This is a genomic window from Thermococcus sp. (assembly GCF_026988555.1).
GTDB lineage: Archaea > Methanobacteriota_B > Thermococci > Thermococcales > Thermococcaceae > Thermococcus.
The window spans coordinates 50307-67738 of the sequence record NZ_JALSLB010000054.1 but is presented as its reverse complement, the minus strand read 5'-3'; the positions used below and the strand labels follow the sequence as shown (position 1 = coordinate 67738).

Annotated in this window: 19 protein-coding genes; 11 read left to right on the top strand and 8 right to left on the bottom strand. The window is 54.6% G+C overall.

What is annotated here, in order from left to right; all coding sequences use genetic code 11:
* Positions 1–2: 2 nt before the first annotated feature.
* Together MVK60_RS08140 and MVK60_RS08135 are read right to left on the bottom strand one after the other, a co-directional pair.
* Positions 3–206: a DUF362 domain-containing protein gene (locus MVK60_RS08140; protein ID WP_297438236.1), complete on the bottom strand. Its 204-nt coding sequence runs from the start codon at positions 204–206 to the stop codon at positions 3–5.
* Positions 190–894: a helix-turn-helix domain-containing protein gene (locus MVK60_RS08135; RefSeq protein WP_297438234.1), complete on the bottom strand. Its 705-nt coding sequence runs from the start codon at positions 892–894 to the stop codon at positions 190–192. Before MVK60_RS08135 ends, MVK60_RS08140 begins: the two co-directional genes overlap by 17 nt.
* A 137-nt stretch (positions 895–1031) precedes the next feature.
* Between MVK60_RS08135 and MVK60_RS08130 the strand changes: the two genes are divergently transcribed.
* Positions 1032–1712 carry a thioredoxin family protein gene (locus MVK60_RS08130; RefSeq protein WP_297438232.1) on the top strand — a complete coding sequence of 227 codons (681 nt, stop codon included), beginning with the start codon at positions 1032–1034 and terminating at the stop codon, positions 1710–1712.
* A gap of 120 nt (positions 1713–1832) precedes the next feature.
* A complete protein-coding gene (locus tag MVK60_RS08125) occupies positions 1833–2759 on the top strand; it encodes a hypothetical protein (RefSeq protein ID WP_297438449.1) in 927 nt (308 codons plus the stop codon).
* 30 nt (positions 2760–2789) lie between these two features.
* Here the strand turns inward: MVK60_RS08125 and MVK60_RS08120 are convergent, their stop codons facing one another.
* Positions 2790–4394 (bottom strand): carbamoyltransferase, encoded by a 1605-nt coding sequence (locus MVK60_RS08120; protein WP_297438230.1) that lies wholly within the window; start codon positions 4392–4394, stop codon positions 2790–2792.
* 88 nt (positions 4395–4482) lie between these two features.
* Here MVK60_RS08120 and MVK60_RS08115 point away from each other — a divergent pair, with 88 nt between their 5' ends.
* The gene (locus tag MVK60_RS08115; RefSeq protein ID WP_297438228.1) at positions 4483–4893 is read left to right on the top strand and encodes a pyrolysin; all 411 of its coding nucleotides are present in this window, start codon (positions 4483–4485) and stop codon (positions 4891–4893) included.
* Positions 4894–4936: 43 nt separating this feature from the next.
* Here MVK60_RS08115 and proS read toward each other — a convergent pair whose 3' ends face one another.
* Positions 4937–6388 carry a proline--tRNA ligase gene (proS, locus tag MVK60_RS08110; protein WP_297438447.1) on the bottom strand — a complete coding sequence of 484 codons (1452 nt, stop codon included), beginning with the start codon at positions 6386–6388 and terminating at the stop codon, positions 4937–4939.
* 120 nt (positions 6389–6508) lie between these two features.
* Here proS and MVK60_RS08105 point away from each other — a divergent pair, with 120 nt between their 5' ends.
* From MVK60_RS08105 to MVK60_RS08075, 7 genes are all read left to right on the top strand, one after another.
* Positions 6509–7510 carry a 2-hydroxyacid dehydrogenase gene (locus MVK60_RS08105; protein WP_297438226.1) on the top strand — a complete coding sequence of 334 codons (1002 nt, stop codon included), beginning with the start codon at positions 6509–6511 and terminating at the stop codon, positions 7508–7510.
* A gap of 10 nt (positions 7511–7520) precedes the next feature.
* Positions 7521–8516, top strand: a complete 996-nt coding sequence (locus tag MVK60_RS08100; protein ID WP_297438224.1) for a M42 family metallopeptidase — start codon at positions 7521–7523, stop codon at positions 8514–8516.
* Positions 8517–8745: 229 nt separating this feature from the next.
* Positions 8746–9510: a sulfite exporter TauE/SafE family protein gene (locus tag MVK60_RS08095; RefSeq protein WP_297438222.1), complete on the top strand. Its 765-nt coding sequence runs from the start codon at positions 8746–8748 to the stop codon at positions 9508–9510.
* A gap of 48 nt (positions 9511–9558) precedes the next feature.
* The gene (locus MVK60_RS08090) at positions 9559–10293 is read left to right on the top strand and encodes a sulfite exporter TauE/SafE family protein (protein ID WP_297438220.1); all 735 of its coding nucleotides are present in this window, start codon (positions 9559–9561) and stop codon (positions 10291–10293) included.
* Between the two features lie 51 nt (positions 10294–10344).
* On the top strand, positions 10345–10641 hold the full coding sequence (locus MVK60_RS08085; protein ID WP_297438444.1) for a hypothetical protein: 297 nt from the start codon (positions 10345–10347) through the stop codon (positions 10639–10641).
* Between the two features lie 18 nt (positions 10642–10659).
* Positions 10660–11841: a hypothetical protein gene (locus tag MVK60_RS08080; protein WP_297438219.1), complete on the top strand. Its 1182-nt coding sequence runs from the start codon at positions 10660–10662 to the stop codon at positions 11839–11841.
* 4 nt (positions 11842–11845) lie between these two features.
* Complete coding sequence (locus MVK60_RS08075) at positions 11846–12724, top strand: MarR family transcriptional regulator (protein ID WP_297438217.1); 879 nt, start codon at positions 11846–11848, stop codon at positions 12722–12724.
* Positions 12725–12729: 5 nt separating this feature from the next.
* Here MVK60_RS08075 and metG read toward each other — a convergent pair whose 3' ends face one another.
* Positions 12730–14958 carry a methionine--tRNA ligase gene (gene metG / locus MVK60_RS08070; protein ID WP_297438215.1) on the bottom strand — a complete coding sequence of 743 codons (2229 nt, stop codon included), beginning with the start codon at positions 14956–14958 and terminating at the stop codon, positions 12730–12732.
* A gap of 190 nt (positions 14959–15148) precedes the next feature.
* Here metG and MVK60_RS08065 point away from each other — a divergent pair, with 190 nt between their 5' ends.
* On the top strand, positions 15149–15496 hold the full coding sequence (locus MVK60_RS08065) for a 6-carboxytetrahydropterin synthase (RefSeq protein ID WP_297438213.1): 348 nt from the start codon (positions 15149–15151) through the stop codon (positions 15494–15496).
* 12 nt (positions 15497–15508) lie between these two features.
* On the opposite strand, the gene MVK60_RS08060 is transcribed toward MVK60_RS08065, so the two are convergent.
* Genes MVK60_RS08060 through MVK60_RS08050 form a run of 3 tightly spaced genes read right to left on the bottom strand, consistent with a single transcriptional unit; the run spans position 15509 to position 17431 of the window.
* Positions 15509–15979 carry a DUF192 domain-containing protein gene (locus MVK60_RS08060; RefSeq protein ID WP_297438211.1) on the bottom strand — a complete coding sequence of 157 codons (471 nt, stop codon included), beginning with the start codon at positions 15977–15979 and terminating at the stop codon, positions 15509–15511.
* Positions 15980–16028: 49 nt separating this feature from the next.
* Positions 16029–16589 (bottom strand): 2-oxoacid:ferredoxin oxidoreductase subunit gamma, encoded by a 561-nt coding sequence (locus MVK60_RS08055; RefSeq protein WP_297438209.1) that lies wholly within the window; start codon positions 16587–16589, stop codon positions 16029–16031.
* Complete coding sequence (locus MVK60_RS08050; RefSeq protein WP_297438207.1) at positions 16586–17431, bottom strand: 2-oxoacid:ferredoxin oxidoreductase subunit beta; 846 nt, start codon at positions 17429–17431, stop codon at positions 16586–16588. The genes MVK60_RS08055 and MVK60_RS08050 overlap by 4 nt, the downstream gene beginning before the upstream one ends.
* Position 17432: the final 1 nt, after the last annotated feature.

The window sequence follows — 17432 nt, the reverse complement described above, 5'->3', positions numbered from 1 at the left end:
TTTCATTCTTCTCCCTCCAGGGGTTCGGCGGTCAGCGCCCCAACGGGACAGGTGTTAACGCATATCCTGCATGAGATGCATTTATCCTGGTAGAAGTTCCAGCTCGAGGAGCTCACCTCTATTGCGAGCGTTGGGCAAACTCCGGCACAGCCCCCGCAGAGGTAGCATCTGTCCGTGTTGACCACGATTCTAATCTTCTCTACCATCACCTTCACCCTCTGACTGAAGCCTTTCTGAATCAATCTCGATAACGCCATCTTTTATCCTTAACGGTATAAATCTGCCCAGTTCCTCTGCTTTGGCCACGACCTCCCTCTCCTTTAAGTTGAGTCTGTCACTGAGTTCATCAACGGTTGCGGTGCCCTCGATGAGCAGATAATGGAGGATGGCCAGCTGGGTCATGTCACCTATCTCGCGGAGATAACGTTCTTTTATCCGGCTCATAAGAACATCACGGCCATGTTCCACGGATCCCAGGGCCTGGAGAACCTTGTTGAGCTCCCTGTTGAGGCGCAGGAACTGGGTCACCAGCTCAGTGAGGTCGGAGTCTTTGGTTTCGGGCAGACTCACTTCGATGTTGAAGGTGCCCTCGTTTGGGTCTTTTAAGTCCAAGCCGTGGTACCAGAATACGTTCGGGGTAACCGTGGCAACGTAGGTTCTTGATATGGCAATGTCGTAGTACTTCCTCGCGGGTCCGATAAATGGTCCCTCCTTCTCGTGAGACTTCAGGATTCCTTGTCGTTCCATGATTTTAAGGTGCTTGGCCACAGCCGTTGAAGAAACGCTGACCTTGCTGCTGAGGAAGCTGAAGTAGCACTCCGTACAGGTGAGGTGGCTGAGAAGATCGCGCCTCACTTTGTTCCCCAAGATGTAAAATATATCCGGTTCAGTCATGACCCACACCACCCATATCTGTGACGTAAAGCTTATATAGTGAACATTTAACCTTAGGTTGCAAACTCGGGGATTAGTCCCCGTTGCATGATATAGCGTTCAGATGGTTATAAACCTTTAGTTGGAGGTGCGTAAGGATGGGATTGATCGGTGATGGGGACAAGAAGGTCATCAAAGAGGAGTTCTTCTCCAAAATGGCCAACCCCGTAAAACTCATCGTGTTCATTGGAAAAGAGCACTGCCAGTACTGCGACCAGCTCAAGCAACTGGTTAGCGAGCTCTCCGAACTGAGCGACAAGCTCGACTACGAGATCGTTGACTTTGATACCGACGAGGGAAAGGAGCTGGCCGCGAAGTACAGGATCGACCGCGCTCCCGCAACGACCGTAACACAGGACGGCAGGGACATGGGGGTCCGCTTCTTTGGCCTTCCTGCTGGACACGAATTCTCGGCCTTCCTTGAAGATATAGTGGACGTCAGCAACACCAACACAGATCTCATGCCGGAGAGCAAGGATGATCTTTCCAAAATAGAGAGGGACGTTAGGATACTGGTCTTTGTCACTCCGACCTGCCCGTACTGTCCGCTTGCCGTCAGGATGGCTCATAAGTTCGCCATCGAGAACGCCAATGCCGGCAAAGGCAGGATACTCGGTGACATGGTCGAGGCCATCGAGTACCCGGAGTGGGCTGACCAGTACAGCGTCATGGCCGTTCCGAAGATAGTTATCCAGGTGGACGGTGAGGATAAGATCCAATTTGAGGGTGCCTACCCCGAGAAGATGTTTATGGAGAAACTCCTGGCCGCCCTCGAGTGAGGCTCGCCCTCTTCTTCACTTTGATTTTCAGACCCATGTCACACGTTCTTCCCACGATGGCTTTTTACGGAAACGTTATAAACACCCCCACTGGCCTCCATACGGGGAGGGTTGGGAGACATGAGAACGGGTGGAGTTAATATTCGGTTCACGGGTGAGCTCGATGATGGCTTTAAAGACGGTTTCTTTGGGCTTTTTGCGAGACGGTACCTCCCTGACGTTGAGGTTCGTTCCGGCGGCCCGCAAGTTGTCGTCGAGCGCTTTAAGGGGAGGAACTTCCGTGTATTTAGCGCCAGCTACGATCACCTAGGTGTTGATTCTTACAAGATTGAATCCGATGTCCCCTCCGCCTATGGAAACGAGGCGCCGATTTTCTTCATCCTCCAGGCGGCTGCTAGGGCGGGTGCCAAGGAAGGTAGGATGTTCATAACCGACTCCGTTGGGGTCGTTGCACCGAATGGAAAGGCGGTCCTGTTCGTGGGCTACCCACACACCGGCAAGAGCACGATGTCCGTCCTTGCACTGGCCCGTGGGCTCCCGGTGTTGAGCACCGAGAACACCGTCGTCGAGGTTAGGGAAGGAGGACTCTACATCATTGGTGGGACCGAGGTTCTAGTCTACGACCCAAGGGTAGAGGGCATCTACGACGTTAGGGTCCCGTACGATGAGCAGACGAGGAGCGGATACCGGATCAAAGACATGAGTGGGGATGAAAGGAGGGAAAAGTTGCTTAGAAAGGGCGTTGAAATCGACATGATAGTCCTTCTACATGCGGCGTTCAACTGTATGGAAGCCAGTTTCTCCCGGATAAAAGGTAGAAAAGTCAGAAAAACCCTCTGGTACTTCTCAACGGCCCTCATGAAAGGTCTGGACTACTACGAGCCCGCTCCACTTCACGTTCCTATGAACGAGAGGATAAGTCGAAACCTGCGGGAGTTTCTTGAAACCGCGTCCACCAGCTACTCCAGCAGGATGTTCGAGGCCTTTGGAAACCACAAGACGGTCTTTGAAAGGGTATTCGAGATGGAATCCTCCTCTGAGGATTGAGGGACGTTCATTGGATAACGGTCGTCAATGTCAAACTGCAAAACCCTCAATCATAAGGACGTCAAGACCCGCTTTTTTGGCAGTCCTAAGCGCATCCTTCGGTGAGCAGACTATCGGCTCGCCGTGTATGTTGAAGCTCGTGTTCAGCACCGCACCCAGGTCAGTTCTCCGCTCGAAGGCTTTGATGATCTCGTAGTAATCCGGGTTTATCTCCCTCCTCACCGCCTGCGGCCTCGTTGTACCGTCCACGTGAACGACTGCCGGGGCAAGCTCCCTAAAGCTTTCACTCGCGCTGTAGCTCATCGTCATGAACTCGTTCGGCATCCCGCCGAGGTCTTCGAGGTATCCTTCGGCTTTCTCCCAGAGCATGGAGGGCGCGAAGGGCTGGAAGACGTCTCTCTTCAATGCAACGTTGAGCCTATCCTTGACGCCCTCATCCCTCGGGTCGGCTAAAATGGAACGGTTGCCCAGAGCCCTCGGCCCAAACTCCATTGCTCCCTGGAAGAAGCCAACGAGCTTCCCATCAACGAGAGCATCGGCAACGAAGCCGGAGGCGTTCCCTATCTCTTCGTACTTGACCCCTTCCTTCTTCAGGAATTCCTCGACCTCCTCCTTTGAGTACCCCGGCCCAAGATAGACGTGCTCAAGCCTGAACGGCCTCCACCTTCCGTCGAGCCTATCAAGCTGAGCCTTCACAAAGACCACCGCCCCGAATGCCAAACCGCCGTCGTCCATCGCCGGAAAGACCCAGAGATTATCATCGCCAAAGATTTTCCTCAGCACCGCGTTTGCCTTGACGTTTTGGGCAACTCCGCCGGCGTAGGCGAGGGGGAGGTTTTTCTCTACGAGCTTCAGCCCGAGCTCCTCAATCAGCTCCTCCAGATGCGCTTGAGCGCTGGCGGCTATCTCTATGGCCTTCCTCTGGAGCTCACCCTCAAGATTTCCACGCTTCATCTGGAGGGCAATCTCCTTGGCGTGTCTGAGGGGGTAGTCAAAGAGCTCGGCGAGCTTCCTCGTGGCCTCAATCCCGATAAACCTGAGATGGTTGTCGAAGCTCAGACCGTTCAGCTCGATTATTGAGCTCAGGTCGTAGGTTGGCCTGCCGTAGGCGGCCAAGCTCATCACCTTACCCTCGTGACGCATCGGCTTGAAGCCGAGAAGCTCTGTAACTGAGGCGTAGAAGTCGCCCAGGGAGTCTAGGTAAGTGCTCTGAGCGATTCGTATCATCTCGCCGTCTCTCGCGGCGTAAACCGAGGCGCTCAGCCCATCCCCGGCGGCATCGATACTCACTGAGAGGGCGTCTCTCCAGCCCGAGGTGTAGTAGGCCGCGGCTGAGTGGGCCAGGTGGTGCTCAACAAAAGTTACTTTCCTCTTGAACTCCTTCCCAAAAACCGCGCGGAGGTTCTCTTCAATCTCAAGAAGGCGCTTCCTCTTCCTGAATATGCCGGCAACGGCTATAATCTCAACGTCCTCCGGTTCTGCTCCGGCTATCTCCATGACCTTTTTCAGGCTCAAGACCGGGAATCCTCGATATTTTTTAATCCCGTTGAGTCTCTCCTCATTGACAGCGAATAACCTATCCCCGTCTATGAGAACCGCACCGGCGTCGTGACCGTCGTGGATTCCGAGCAGCATAGTCGTCCATTGACACCTGGCTTTTAAAGCTTCACGGAGGAATATTTAAAAGTCTTGACAAATGGATACATTTGGAGGAGGTGGGATTATGAGAAAGGTCGCTGTGCTCATACTGGCGGCGTTTGTCCTTTTGGCTCCTCTTGCAGGAACCGCCGGAGCGCTCCAGTGGAACTACAAGAACTTCCTGAAACAGTCCCTCGCTTGGTACTACATGTACCGGAGCGATGACCAGAAATTCAACGGGCTCTACAATCTCAGTGTCCAGGCAAACGTCAGCAACAAGACCCTGGAGCTCGCTATGGACCTCTACACAAACGCTAGTAGGGAATACAACGAGTCCATGCAGTACGGCATACCCACGGACTACCGGGACTTCGGATGGATGATCTTTAGCATTCACATAAGAAAGGCATATCTGTACATTGAGGCTGCGATCAATATGCTCAGGACCGCCCTTCAGGAGAGGGGAATCAACTGGACTAAAACCTTCGGCTTTTGACTCCCTTTTATATTTAGCGTAGAATAAGAAGGGAGATCGAGGTTTAGTAGGTTCTCGCGAACCTCGCTATGAACTTGGCCTCCCTGCCGCAGACCGGGCACTTCTTCCCTTCCGGGGCTCTGGCCTCTTCGTCCGGATACGGGGTTCCGAGCATCTTGGCGTCCAGTATTTCCTCCATCTCAAGCCCGCAGCTCTCCTCACCGCACCACGCGATTTCCACTATACCGCGCCTGTCCTCGAAAACTTCCTTCGCTTCCTCGATGGTGTCAACGCGCTTGATGTGGCTCTCAAGTAACGCCTTCGCACGGCTGTAAAGGTTCTCCATGATCTCGTCGAAGGTCCTCCTGACGGCATCGACGAGTTCAGTCCTATCAATGACCTCCTTGGTGAGCGTATCGCGCCTCGCGAGGACAGCCTTCTTTCCCTCAACGTCTCTCGGGCCTACCTCTATCCTGAGGGGAACTCCCTTCAGCTCCCAGTCGTAGTACTTCCTTCCGGGTCTTATATCGCGCTCGTCCACATGGACGCGTATCCCGGCGTTCCTGAGCTCTTCCGCTATCTCCCTCGCGTAGGCAAAGACGTCGGCCTCGGCGTCTTTCTTCGGTATCGGGACGACCACGACCTGTATCGGGGCGATGGTAGGGGGAAGGACAAGACCACTGTCGTCGCCGTGTATGGCCATGACCGCCGCCAAAAGCCTCTCGCTCATTCCGAAGGTGGTCTGGTGGACGTACTCGTGGTCGCCGCTCTCCGTCTCGTACTGGATGTTGTAGGCCTTTGCGAAGTTCTGGCGGTAGTTGTGCATGGTGCCTATCTGGAGCGTCCTGCCGTCGGGCATCATGACCTCGGCTCCAAGGGAGTAGTAGGCACCGGGGAACTTGTCCCAGTCGGGGCGATTGGAGACGATGTAGGGAATCGCGAGGAACCTCGCGAGGTTGTCAAATATCTCAAGATCCTCCTTTATCTGCCTCTCGGCGTCCTCGTAGCTGTCATGGGCTGTGTGGGCCTCGAAGAACCTGCTGATTTCCCTGACCCTGATAAGGGGCCTCGTGTGCTTGGTCTCGTAGCGGTAAACGTTAACTATCTGATAGACTTTGAAGGGCAGGTCGGCGTGCGACCTTATCCAAAGCGAGAACATTGAGTACATCGCCGTCTCGCTCGTAGGACGGAGGATGAGCCTGACGTCGAGGGGATCGTGACCGGCGTGGGTGACCCAAAAAACTTCTCCCTCGAAGCCGGCTATGTGTTCGGCCTCCTTCTGGAACTCTGTCTCGGGGATGAGCGCCGGGAAGAGAACCTCCTCGTGTCCGGTCCTCTCCATCTCGGAGTGGATGAACCTCTCAATGTTCCTCATGATTTTCAGCCCGTACGGGAGCCAGATGTTCATTCCCTTGACCGGATATCTCTTGTCCTGAATTTCAGCCATCTCCACAAGCTCGTTGTACCACTCGCTGAAATTCTCGCTCCACTTTTTCCTCTTAACTTTACCCGCCATCTGCACCACCTAGAGGGAGAAACCGGAAAAGTTTTTAAGTTTTCCCGGTGGCACCAGGATTTCTCCATACCATGCAAAACCTTATTAGGGCCGTTTCGATAAGCATCTTAAGGTGATACCATGAGGCCGAAGGTGGCCGTTCTCTTTAAGATGAAGAGCAAGCCCGTTGAGGAGCTCAAGAAGTACGCGGACGTTGAATCCATACTGTATCCAAGCGTCGATGAGCTCAAAGAAAGGATAGGAGAGGTTGATGGCGTCATAATCTCCCCTTTGAACAGGTTTCCGCGCGAAGTCATCGAGAGGGCTGAAAGGCTGAAGGTCATCAGCTGCCATTCCGCCGGCTACGACCACGTTGATGTTGAGGCAGCAACGAAGAGGGGAATCTACGTAACGAAGGTAGCCGGTGTTCTGAGCGAGGCAGTTGCCGAGTTCGCCGTCGGTCTGACCATAGCGCTCCTCAGGAAGATCGCCTACTCCGACAGCTTCATTCGTGCCGGGAAGTGGGACTCCCACAGAACCGTCTGGAGCGGGTTCAGGGACATAGAAACGGTCTACGGGAAGAAAGTTGGAATCCTCGGCATGGGTGCCATTGGAAAGGCCATAGCGAGAAGAATGAAGGCGATGGGCACGGAGATACTCTACTGGTCCCGCTCTCAGAAGCCCGATATTGAAAAGGAAGTCAGGGCCAGATATATGCCGCTCGAAGATGTTCTGCGGGAAAGCGATATCGTGATTCTGGCCCTGCCGTCCACACCGGAGACATATCACATCATAAACGCGGAGAGGCTGGAACTCCTCGAAGGCAAATACCTCGTCAACATCGGGCGCGGGACGCTGGTAGACGAGAAGGCCCTCGTGAAGGCCATTGAAGAAGGAAAGCTGAAGGGCTACGCAACGGACGTCTTTGAAAACGAGCCAGTTCAGAAGCACGAACTCTTTGAACATGAGTGGGAGACTGTTCTGACCCCCCACCACGCCGGCCTTTCGAGGGAGGCCATGGAGGACATGGGCTTCCAGGCGGTTAGAAATCTCCTCGCCGTTCTCAGGGGGGAGGTCCTGGAGGCGCTCGTGAACCGCGAGGTGGTTGAGATACGCTCCCCAGAGGACGTTAAGATGCTTTGAGGTGGTCGTGATGCTTGTTGAGGAGCTGAGGGAAATAACCGGGATCCCAGGTATTTCGGGCTACGAGGAGAGGATCCGGGAAAAGATAGCTGAGTGGCTTGAACCATACGCCGACTATGCGGTTGACACGATAGGAAACCTCACCGTCGAGCTCGGCGAGGGTGCGCTCAAGGGCATCTTCATGGCCCACGTGGACGAGATTGGGCTTCTCATAACAGGCGTAAGGCCGGACGGAAAGCTTACCTTCAGGAAGATCGGTGGAATAGACGACAGGCTCCTCTACGGCAGGCATCTCGACGTTATAACCGAGAAAGGGAAGCTCGACGGCGTTATAGGTGTCCTTCCGGTGCACCTGAACCTTGAAAGGAAGTTCGGCACCGTTACCTGGGACAAGCTCGTAATAGACATCGGGGCTGAAAGCAAGGAGGAGGCGGAAGCCCTCGGCGTTAAGGTGTTGGATTACGCGGTCTTCAAGAAGCACTTCGCGGTTCTCAAGGACCGCTATGTTTCTACGCGCTCTCTAGACGACCGTTTTGGCGTCGTTGCCCTCATTGAAGCCATAAAGGATCTCGTTGACCATGACCTCGATGGAAAGTGGATTTTCGCCTTCACCGTCCAGGAGGAGATAGGCCTCAAGGGAGCGAAGTTCTTGGCGGAGCACTACACCCCGAAGTACGCCTTTGCCGTCGATTCATTCGCCTGCTGCGGTGAGATAACCGGAGACGTAAGGCTCGGAGGGGGAGCGGTGATAAGGGCCGTAGATAACTCCGCGATTTACACGAGGAAGCTCGCCAGAAAGGTTGCCGAGATAGCGTCGAGGAACGACATCCCTCTCCAGATCGGCGTCACCGGCGGCGGAACGGACGCGTCGGTCTTCCAGGGCAAGAGCGAGGTTCTCGCCCTGAGCGTTCCGATAAGGTACCTCCACAGCGAGGTCGAGACCCTTCATCTGGCCGACCTTGAGGCGTTGATAAAGCTTATAGAGGCGATAACGCTGGAGATGTAAGGTCTATGAGTCAGCTATGGGCAGGGAATGCGAAGAAGCTCGTAGGGGGTGTTTAAGAAATGATCGCCTTTGGTGAGGTTCGCGCTCATTTGCCGCCAGGCACGCTCAAGGGAGCGAACAATGGAAGGGTTGCAGGTGGGGGAGCACTCCATCTCAGGAGAAATCAAGGTCTGACAGTTAAAAGGCTTTCCGCGAGCGCTTTCGAAGAAAGAGCTCTGGGGGTGATTCCTTGCTAAAATACCTTGGATACTTTGCTGTCGGAGTTTTCATAGGCATCCTCGCGGCCCTCTTTGGCCTTGGAGGGGGATTCCTGATAGTCCCTACGCTCAACTTCCTCGGCGTTGAGATACACCACGCCGTCGGAACTTCCAGCGCGGCCGTCGTCTTTACCTCCCTCAGCTCAGCCATAGCATACTCAAGGCAGAAGAGAATACACTATAAGGTCGGCCTCCTCTTGGCTTCAACGGCCGTGATAGGAGCGTACATAGGTGCATGGATGACGAGCTTCATAAGCGCCGGTCAGCTCAAGGTCATCTTCGGTGCGGCCCTCGTTGTAGTGGCCATCAGGATATACCGGAAGAAGACAGCCGAGCCGAGCGAGGTTAAGCTTGAGGAAGTTGAGGTCAACTACAAGCTCGTTCCCCTCGGTGGCTTCTTCGCGGGAATCGCCAGCGGTCTCCTCGGCGTCGGCGGGGGGATAATCAATGTTCCTTTCCTGACGTACCTCGGCCTGCCGATACACTACGCGGTCGCTACCTCAAGCTTTGCGATAGTCTTCACAGCAACCGCCGGAGCGCTCAAGCACTACGCCATGGGCAACGTTGAAACTCAGTGGTTGATCCTCCTCGTTCCGGGCCTCATAATCGGCGCCCAGCTCGGTGCGAGGATAGCGAAGAGGACGAGGGCGTCTTCCCTGAAAAGAGCTTTCGCGGTCGTTATGGCCCTCCTTGCCCTGAGGATGATACTGAAGGGAATCGGCTTGCCAGTCCCCTGAAGTCCTGTTCACAGAAGTCCTTTTAAGGGCCGAGGCGGAGGTTTTCCCATGATTCAGTATCTCATCGATTTCGTCATCGGTCTCGCAATTGGGAGCGTTGCAGGTCTCCTTGGAGTGGGGGGAGGTTTTCTAATAGTGCCTACCCTGACCCTCATGGGACTCCCGGTACACCAAGCCATCGGGACCAGCCTCGCGTGCATAACTATAAGCTCCCTCTCCTCCGCCTACACCCATCTAAAGAAAGGTGCAGTGCTCTTTAGGGTAGTCATAGTAAAAGAGTCCTTTTCAGTACCTTCTGCCGTCCTGGGTGCGTACTTGGCGGCGATGCTTCCGGAGGGGCTCCTTCGCGGCATCTTTGCGTTTCTCCTCATCTACCTTGCCTACACGATGGTCCGGAGGGGAGAGTGTTCCGCCCGGACTGGGACAGCCGGCGTCAGGTACCGCCGTGTTCCTATTGTGGGAGTAATATCGGGCCTCACATCTGGCCTTTTGGGAATCAGCGGGGGGGTTCTGAACGTTCCCCTCTTTCACACCTTTATAGAGCTGCCTATGAGGTACGCTGTTGGTACCTCCAGCTTAGCGCTATTTTTTACGGCCTTTGCCGCAACGTGGGCGCACTATCACCTGGGGCAGGTTAGAGTTGAAACCGCTCTGCTACTTGCACCAGGGCTTATAATTGGTGCACACATCGGGGCAAAAGCTGCCCACTCAGTAAGTCCAACAAAGCTCAAGCTCACGTTTGCACTGCTCCTCATCCTGGTTGCTCTCAAGATGCTCGTTTAACCGACCGTCGAAACATGTTTTTAACCACCGATGCCGAAGGAGATGTTGGTGATGATGGAGGACCTCTTCACGAGGATAAAGGATGAGTACAACATTGAAATTCGTGATTCGAATGATATGACCTCCGCCTGGAAGCTGGTAGAGGCCCTCAAGGAGAGGGGGTGGGTGGTTTACATAATAACCTCAAAGGGAAGGAATCAGGTAGATGCATGGCACCAAGACTTCGGAAGCCTCTTTGCTCAGTTCGGGAAAAACCCTCAGTTTAGGAGCGTTCTTGAGGGCATCTGCAATGTGGCACTCCTCGTGAAGGGGATTGAAGTATCGAAGAACGTTTTGGAGGATAAGTGAGAGAGGTGCGGTGATACCATGAGGGCGCAGGGGCTCGCTGTGATTTTGCTTGCCATATTTCTCGCCGTTGGAACGCTTCAGTGGAGCGGGGCCGTGAATGGTACGTATGGTTCATCACCAGGTGGGGAGACCCTTCAAGAGGCGCAAACGGCGGGGGCCCTAGTTGAAAAGCTGAACGCCGTTGCCAACTTCACCGAGGGGGTAATGGCGTCCGCTCATTCTCAGCAATCCCCGGGATATGCCTCAGCGAAGGCCTACCGTGTGAGGGCACTTGAGGAGTACCACTCCAAGGATTATCCTTCGGCCATTGCTGATGCTCTGCGGGCTATGCACTATTACAGAGCGGTTCTGAGCCAACTGAACGGAACGGACATCCCTCCAGGGGAGAACGCTCGGGCCAAACTTGTGAGGATGGGATATTATTTGAAGTCCGTTGGAAGGCTGATCCAATTTGCTGGCTCTCTTGGACTCAATGTGAGCAACATCACCGAGGCATACAACCAGACGGTGGTCGCTTACAAGAAGGTGTGGAAAGACCTGAGGGAAGGGAACTTCGATGGGCTCCCGGCAGACCTTCGAACACTGGAGACGAAGCGGGCCCTTCTGGAGGAGGTGCTTGTTCCACTGCGGGGTTCGTTGATGGATGAAGCATCGGTCAAAATCGTTGAGGGCTTTATAACCCGCGGGGGAAGCGCGATAAACCTGGCCCGAAACATCGTGGATACTGCATCTCAACAAGGGATAGATACCAAGATGCTCCAAGTGCAACTCGTTGCCTTTGAACGCGTCTACGGGCAGGTTTTGAAGCTGAAAAGTGCGGGGGATTACAAGGGGGCGCTGAGGGTCATCCAAACAAACAGAAGGGTCATAACATCTTTCCAGACGAACATCATGTACGTACGGCTGAGACTTGGGGTGGTGGGGAAGGGAGGAACTACGGCGGACGTGGGGACCCTCATCAACGAAACCCGTGGTAGGATCCTGACGGACAGACTTTCACTTGAAAGACTCAAAGAAATGGGAGCAAACACCAGAATCGCGGAGCTTCAGCTGATGACGGCCGTGAGGGAGTTCAACGCGGCGGTTATGTTTTACCAAAGGGACCAGAGGGTGGAAGCAATGAAGCACTTCCTGGCGGCGAGGTTTCTTCTGAACCGCGTTGAGTACTTCATAAGAGCTCACTCGTCGAACGGGGGGTGATGGTGTGCTAAAAAGGCTTGTATCCCCGGTGCTGGTCATGATCTTGTTGCTCGGCCTTGTGCATGCAGAGTACACCACATCCTCCGTGACACTGACGGTGTACCCTGATGGGTACGTTGGTGTGGAATATGACATCGTCCCCCCGAACTACACCTCTCAGATCAGTGTTCCACTGTTGGGATCTCACGTTGAGAACCTGTTCGTGGCCGATGAAAACGGGGATCCCCTCAACTTCCAGGACGAGAACGGCACCCTCGTTGTCTACCTTGAGAAAGATAGTCTAGTTAACGTTTCTTACGTAACCCCCGACCTGACTTCCAAGAAAGGTCTGGTGTGGACACTCAGTGTTAACCTCAGCGTGCCTTTCACGGTTGTCCTCCCTAAGAGCGCGGTGGTCGTCGACCTGAGCGATATCCCCATTGAGATCGCGGGCAACTCGATAACGATGCCGCCAGGGAATCAAAGCATCTCCTACGCCCTCATATACTCCACTACACAATCGTACACCCCGGAGAACGCACAGCGGGGGGGAGCCCGTGATTGGACGTGGGTTCTTCTGGTCCTCTTGGCGGGAGGAATCGCTGGGGCTTATCTGACCTTCACGAGGAGAAGAAAAAGCACCAGAGGGGAGGAAACAAAAAAGACGGCACTAAGCAGGGAGGAATTTGAACGAATGCTGGGGGATCTTGACCTGAACGATGACGAGAGAAGGTCCCTACTTTACGTGTACGACAGGGGCGGAAAGGCCAGCCAGGCGGAGGTCAGAGAAGCCCTTGGTCTCCCGAAGACGACCGCATGGAGGATGTTCAGAAGGCTCGAGAGGAAGGGTCTCGTGAGGATACTGAAGGGAAAGAAAGAGAACTGGGTGGAGCTCAGGTTTTGAGCCCCTCATCTTATTCTTGAGCCAAGCTTTATCCCCTTATCCGGCATGAGGAGAGCAACGTTCTCGCCGTCGTCGGCCGCTAAGAGCATTCCCTGGCTTTCCACACCGCGGAGCTTCTTGGGTTCAAGGTTCGCTATGATGACTACGTAGTGGTTGAGCAGCTCCTCCGGTTTGTAGTACCTCTTCAGTCCCGCCACCAGCTGTCTGACTTCATTTCCGAGGTCCACCTTGACAAGGTAGAGTTTGTCTGCGTTGGGGTGGTCCTTAACCTCTATTATTTTTCCAACCCTGAGGTCAAGCTTCATAAACTCATCGAAGCTGATATACTCCACGCTTTCACCACCCTTCTCCCTTTTCTTCACTTTCTCCTTCTTCAATGCCTTTCCGGACTTTTCAGCTTTAGCCCCAATTTCATCCCTGTAAATGCTCTTAAGGATTGCCCTTGCTTCCTCCCCGTTCTTGAAGCGCTCCAGAGCTACTTTCACAACGTCGTCCCGCTTGTAGTACTTGTCGAGGAGCAGTCTGGCACTCTCCGGGTTGCCCCTCGCTATGTAGTTCACGATGAAGTAGATGATGTCCTCATCGCTCACCTTCCTGAACATTGGTGTGGCCTTCCTGACCCTGTGCCCGGCCGGAATCTCGGTGAACTCCCAGCGCTTGAGCTCCTCAAGGTTGAGGAGGTGCCATATCTTCTCGCCCGCATCTGGAAGGAACGGCTCAAGCAGTATTCCGAGGGCCTTAACGAGCTGGAGGGATATGTTCACGGTTGTTGCCGTCCTCACGCGGTCGGTTTTGGCCGTCTTCCACGGCTTCTGATAGTCGAAGTAGCGGTTGCCGAAGATTGCTAACTCCATGACCCGCTTCAACGCGTCCTTGAACCTGTACTGAGCTATCAGCTTTCCGGTCTCCTCAAAGGCTCTCTCAATCTCTTCAAAAGCCTGCCTATCGAGGTCGTCCAGCCCACCCCTCTCCGGCACAGTTCCATCGAAGTAGCGGTTGGCGAAGGTCATTGCCCTGTGGACGAAGTTTCCGAGGTTGTTGACCAGTTCCTCGTTTATCTTGCTCTTGAAATCGGCGAAGCTGAAGTCGCTGTCGCGAGTTTCGGGCATTACTGCGGTGAGGTAGTAGCGGAGGTAGTCCGCCGGGAAGACATCGAGGAACTCGTGAACCCATATGGCCCAGTTCCTGCTGGTTGAGAACTTCCTGCCCTCAAAGTTGAGGTACTCGTTGGCGGGGATGTCGTACGGCAAAAGCCACTCGGCCTCGACTTCCCCGTCCCTGTATTTGCCATACGCGAGGAGGAAGGCAGGCCAGAATATTGCGTGGAACGGGATGTTGTCCTTGCCGATGAAATGGATAACCCTTGTCTCACCATCGAGATTCAGCCAGAATTTCTTCCACTCGTTCTCCCTTCCATCCCTCCTGAGACCGTCAATCGTTATGCTGATGTACCCTATCGGCGCTTCAAACCACACGTAGAGGACCTTCCCCCTAACGTCCTCATCGTCGAGGGGGATGGGAATACCCCAGTCGAGGTCCCGTGTCATGGCCCTCTCTTCGAGTCCCTCGTTAATCCAGCCGAGGACCGTGTTCCTGACGTTGGGCTTCCAGTGTTCCTGGCCAATAACCCACTCCTTCAGTCTCTTCTCGAAGTCCTCCATCCGGATGTAGTAGTGGGCGGAGTCCTTGAAGGTTATCGGGTGGCCGCAGATGTTGCAGCGCGGGTTGATGAGCTTCTCCGGCGTCAGCGGGTGGCCGCAGACCTCACACTGGTCCCCGCGCTGGTTCTCAGCGCCGCAGTAGGGACATGTGCCTATGACGTATCTGTCCGGCAGGAACATCCTGTCATGCTCGCAGTAGGCTTGTTTGGTGACTTTCTTGACGAGGTGGCCGTTCTCAAGGGCCTTGAGGAAGAACTCCTGGCTTACCCTGTAGTGGACCGGCAACTCCGTCCTGCCAAAGTAGTCAAAGCTTATCCTCGCCCTCTGGAACGCGGTCTTTATGCGCTCATGAAACTCATCGACTATTTCCCTTGGACTTCTGCCCTCTTTGAGGGCCCTGAAGGTTATTGGGGTCCCATGCTCGTCCGTTCCACAGACGAACAGCACCTCATTCCCTTTCAACCTGAGGTAGCGAACGAAGATGTCCGCCGAGAGGTACGCCCCCGCCAGATGTCCCAGATGGATCGGTCCGTTCGCGTATGGAAGTGCAGAGGTGACCATGTACCTGACCATTTTAACCACCTTCCGCCGGTCGATTCAGGTCCTTATAAGACCTGCGGGTTTTAAACATTACGGTGGGTTATTAAGTGAGGTAACAAATATATATGATTTGATATAAAGTCCCGAATCTGTCAGGTGGGGTTTCCGTGGGAAAGTTTATCTATTCTGCAGTCCTCTCTACGCAGGGATTGGGGGTGATTGGATGAATGCTCGTGTCATTGAGAGGTTCAAGTTTGCGGCCGCACACTCCGTGGCTATTGAGGGACGGGTCGAGGAGGTACACGGACACACTTTCCGCTTGGAAGTTGCCGTGGAGGGATCCCTTAGGAACGGATACGTCATAGACTTCCTCCAGCTGAGGGCCATAGTTGAGGAAATCATCAAAAAGCTCGACCACATAAACCTGAACAAACTCTTTGAGAACCCAACGACGGAGAACGTGGCCCTGTGGATAGCCGAGAGGATAAGAGAAAAGCTGCCAGAAGGCGTCGTGCTCCAGCGCTTGACCCTGTGGGAGGGCGATGAAAACGGGGTGGAGTTCAATTTTTAAAGCCCCTGCTTTTTAAAGCCGCTGCACCCTAACGTCCTTCAAACTCTCGGTCATCGCGACCCCGTTGTGATTCGTGAGGCTCAGCTTGCCTGGCAGTGAGACTTTGGTGGGCACCGTCTTCCCCCTGTCCTCCGTCGGCGACCACTCTATCAGATCACCCTCCTCAGCCCCGAGCACCTTTATCATACCAACTGGCCCCTCGATTATGTACTTTGAGGCCCTCCTAGGTGTGTAGAGCCTCCACATCCCTGCGGTTCTGAAGTCCACGACCCTCCTGGAGGAATCGAGCCAGATGACATCTATATCCCTCAGCATGAAGAAGGTATGAATGGAGGCGTTGGCTTTCGTCTCGGCGGGCAGGACGAAAATAAGGGCGTAGTTTATGTTCCTGACGAGCATCAGCCCCTTGAAGCGTCTGAAGAAGGTGTCGGCCATTCTGACGGGCCCGTGCCATGTTCTGTTCTTGGTCTCGTTGGTCAGCATGGGAACAACTACGTCTCCGAATTGATAAGGTTTTTGGGAAAAGAAAAGGTCAAGATTCGTCGTCCCTGATCCTGACACCGATGTCAAAGCCCTTATGCAGGGCCTTGAGGTTAAGCTCTTCGGTTCCCCTCGGGACGGCGTCGAGAACGGCTCGCTCTATCGCCTCCCTTCCGATTATCCCAGTTGCTTCCACCAGGAGCCCAAGGGTGAGTATATTCATGGTTAGACTCAGGCCGGTGGTCTGCTCCGCGAGCTCGGTCAGGGGGAGTGCGTAGACCTTCAGGCTCTTTTCAGCCGCCGCGTTTCTGGAGGGTACGAGCTCTTCCTCCACTACAACCGTGCCTCCTTCTCTCATGGAGTGGATGTACTTGTTGTAAGCCTCTTGAGAGAAGAGAACCGCGTAATCCGGGGAGATGACCTTCGGGTAGTCTATTGGCTCGTCGCTGATCACAACCCCGGCCATGCTTGCACCACCTCTGGATTCTGGGCCATAGGCTTGGGTCTGCACGGCGTAGAGGTCTTCGTAGACCGCTGCGGCTCTTCCAAGGATGACTCCGGCCAGTATAACCCCCTGACCACCGAATCCACTGAAAAGGACCTCTTTCCTCATTCCTTCCACCCCATAGCTTTCTTTGCGCGCTTTATATACTCGCGGTACGCCCTGATCAGTCCGGGCCTGTCCCTGTCGACGAACTCGCCGATGACGACCTTGCCCTCAAGCTCCTCTGGAGACATCTTCTTCGCCTTATTCAGGGGCACGGTTATCCTCTGGTACCAGCGCAGAAGCTCCGGTGCGGTCTTCATCCTGTTCCGCCTTCCGAAGCTCACCGGGCAGGGACTGAGGAACTCAACGAGGGTAAAGCCCTCTTTCTGGAGGGCCTTCTTGATACTGTTGATGCCCTGTATGTAGTTGAAGACACTCCACCTGGCCACGTAGTTCGCCCCGGCCGCAACCGCCAGGCCAGCTATGTCGAATGGGTTCTCAAACTGGCCGTACGGGGCGGTGGTCCCCTTAAGCCCCTTGAGGGTTGTAGGTGCGACCTGACCGCCCGTCATTCCGTAGGTGAAGTTGTTGATGAGGATCACGGTGACGTCCAGGTTTCTCCTGATGGCGTGGATGAAGTGGTTACCGCCTATGGCTGATGTGTCGCCGTCGCCCATGAAGGCGATTATTTTGAGGTTCGGGTTGGCTAGCTTTATGCCCGTGGCAAAGGCCAGAGCCCTCCCGTGAGTCGTGTGCAGGCCGTCGAAGTTGACGTAGCCCGGGACACGGGAGGAACAGCCTATTCCACTGACCCAGACTATCTCGTCGGGGTTCATGCCGAGGTCGTCTATCGCACGGAGGGTGTACTGGAGTGCGGAGCCTATCCCGCAACCTGGACAGAATATCGTTGGTAGCATCTCCCTTCTGAGGTACTTCTCGCGGATGTCGTAAGCTGACTTAAAGTACATC

Bases quoted from the DNA above. Each gene is read 5' to 3' on its own strand.
- MVK60_RS08140 (WP_297438236.1), bottom strand. From the start codon at position 206: ATGGTAGAGAAGATTAGAATCGTGGTCAACACGGACAGATGCTACCTC.
- MVK60_RS08135 (WP_297438234.1), bottom strand. From the start codon at position 894: ATGACTGAACCGGATATATTTTACATCTTGGGGAACAAAGTGAGGCGC.
- MVK60_RS08130 (WP_297438232.1), top strand. From the start codon at position 1,032: ATGGGATTGATCGGTGATGGGGACAAGAAGGTCATCAAAGAGGAGTTC.
- MVK60_RS08125 (WP_297438449.1), top strand. From the start codon at position 1,833: ATGAGAACGGGTGGAGTTAATATTCGGTTCACGGGTGAGCTCGATGAT.
- MVK60_RS08120 (WP_297438230.1), bottom strand. From the start codon at position 4,394: ATGCTGCTCGGAATCCACGACGGTCACGACGCCGGTGCGGTTCTCATA.
- MVK60_RS08115 (WP_297438228.1), top strand. From the start codon at position 4,483: ATGAGAAAGGTCGCTGTGCTCATACTGGCGGCGTTTGTCCTTTTGGCT.
- proS (WP_297438447.1), bottom strand. From the start codon at position 6,388: ATGGCGGGTAAAGTTAAGAGGAAAAAGTGGAGCGAGAATTTCAGCGAG.
- MVK60_RS08105 (WP_297438226.1), top strand. From the start codon at position 6,509: ATGAGGCCGAAGGTGGCCGTTCTCTTTAAGATGAAGAGCAAGCCCGTT.
- MVK60_RS08100 (WP_297438224.1), top strand. From the start codon at position 7,521: ATGCTTGTTGAGGAGCTGAGGGAAATAACCGGGATCCCAGGTATTTCG.
- MVK60_RS08090 (WP_297438220.1), top strand. From the start codon at position 9,559: ATGATTCAGTATCTCATCGATTTCGTCATCGGTCTCGCAATTGGGAGC.
- MVK60_RS08085 (WP_297438444.1), top strand. From the start codon at position 10,345: ATGATGGAGGACCTCTTCACGAGGATAAAGGATGAGTACAACATTGAA.
- MVK60_RS08080 (WP_297438219.1), top strand. From the start codon at position 10,660: ATGAGGGCGCAGGGGCTCGCTGTGATTTTGCTTGCCATATTTCTCGCC.
- metG (WP_297438215.1), bottom strand. From the start codon at position 14,958: ATGGTCAGGTACATGGTCACCTCTGCACTTCCATACGCGAACGGACCG.
- MVK60_RS08065 (WP_297438213.1), top strand. From the start codon at position 15,149: ATGAATGCTCGTGTCATTGAGAGGTTCAAGTTTGCGGCCGCACACTCC.
- MVK60_RS08060 (WP_297438211.1), bottom strand. From the start codon at position 15,979: ATGCTGACCAACGAGACCAAGAACAGAACATGGCACGGGCCCGTCAGA.
- MVK60_RS08055 (WP_297438209.1), bottom strand. From the start codon at position 16,589: ATGAGGAAAGAGGTCCTTTTCAGTGGATTCGGTGGTCAGGGGGTTATA.
- MVK60_RS08050 (WP_297438207.1), bottom strand. From the start codon at position 17,431: ATGTACTTTAAGTCAGCTTACGACATCCGCGAGAAGTACCTCAGAAGG.